At 64.6% G+C, this 336-nt stretch carries 1 protein-coding gene; it reads left to right on the top strand.

Annotated features, from left to right (window positions below; translation table 11 throughout):
• The coding region (locus PUR26_RS02045) for a TerD family protein (protein WP_329868544.1) at positions 1–336 on the top strand (336 nt) is incomplete at both ends.

Genomic DNA, 336 nt, shown 5'->3' with positions numbered 1-336 from the left:
GAGCGCCCTGCGCCCTCGCCGCCAGCGCCCTGGTGTGCGTGTCTGGGCGGGTGCCGGGCGCGGTGTCGTTCTTCTTCTACAACAACCTCAAGAGCGCCGAGGGCTCGGTCGAGCACACCGGCGACAACCTCACGGGAGAGGGCGAGGGGGACGACGAGAAGATGAAGGTCTACCTCGACAAGGTCCCGGCCGAAATCGACAAGATCGTCTTACCGGTCTCGATCAACGAGGCCGAGATCCGCCAGCAGACCTTCGGCCAGGTCCACAACGCTATCAAACGCGTGGTCAAGCAGGACAACCGCAACGATCTCGCTCGGCACGACCGGATCGAGGACG

This window comes from Streptomyces sp. SP18CS02 (assembly GCF_036322365.1).
In the GTDB taxonomy this organism is placed as follows: Bacteria; Actinomycetota; Actinomycetes; order Streptomycetales; family Streptomycetaceae; genus Streptomyces.
Note: the sequence above shows the minus strand (reverse complement) of the source record. Positions and strands in the feature narration are given on the sequence as shown.